At 62.1% G+C, this 709-nt stretch carries 1 protein-coding gene and 1 pseudogene; both read right to left on the bottom strand.

Annotated elements, in window-relative coordinates; all coding sequences use genetic code 11:
* A partial coding sequence (locus AB4Y34_RS41825; RefSeq protein ID WP_368719303.1) for a transposase zinc-binding domain-containing protein occupies positions 1–284 on the bottom strand: 284 nt, incomplete at its 3' end.
* A gap of 16 nt (positions 285–300) precedes the next feature.
* Positions 301–465: pseudogene (locus AB4Y34_RS41820) on the bottom strand (tyrosine-type recombinase/integrase); the annotation flags it as partial.
* Between the last annotated feature and the right edge of the window lie 244 nt (positions 466–709).

The raw sequence follows: 709 nt of genomic DNA, 5'->3' as shown, positions 1-709 counted from the left end.
CCATGCTCAAGGCGAGGCTTTAATGGAGAGTAGCAGGGGCGCGGGCTCCCCGGCTCGCGCTCGATCGACGTGTCTACTCCACATACGGAAAGACTCCCCATAAGGCACGAGTTGAAGGACACCTCTGTTCTTGCGCAGCCTGAACAGCACAGCACATGTCCGCCCAGTGCCGCCGTGCGGCACCGTTCGATGGCCGACATGACCTTCAGCTGCCCCAGGCTCAGGCGCGTCGTGGCTCGCCAGGCTGGCCCGTGGGCGCGGAAGATGTCCGCGACCTCCAGCATGAGGCGCTGCGCCGGGTCAGTTGGCGGGCAGGCGCTCCAGCGGACTGGTGACCTCGCGCAGCAGGTCGGTGGCCACCTGCGCGTAAAGCGCGGTAGTTTCGAGCTTCTTGTGGCCAAGCAGCACCTGGATCACGCGGATGTCGACCTTCTGTTCGAGCAGGTGCGTGGCGAAGCTGTGACGCCTATCTCTTTGAAGAGATAGGCGTCACTATCTTCCCTGCCGGACTATGTCGGGCGATATCGATAAGAGTTCATATTGGCCCAACGATTGCGCGCCTCAGAACGGAAGCATCGCCCGGATCACCCAACATAGTTTCGTGACCCTACAGGCTATTCAGAAAGGCGAGCAGTTGGTCTGTCGGGCGGAAGCGGCCCGCCTTGCCGCGTAGTGGCGACATCTTCGCAAGGGCCTGCTCCTTCATTGC

This window comes from Paraburkholderia sp. BR10954 (genome assembly GCF_040965775.1).
GTDB classification, from domain to species: domain Bacteria; phylum Pseudomonadota; class Gammaproteobacteria; order Burkholderiales; family Burkholderiaceae; genus Paraburkholderia; species Paraburkholderia youngii.
The sequence above is the reverse complement of the archived record's forward strand: the minus strand, read 5'-3'. Positions and strand labels throughout refer to the sequence as shown.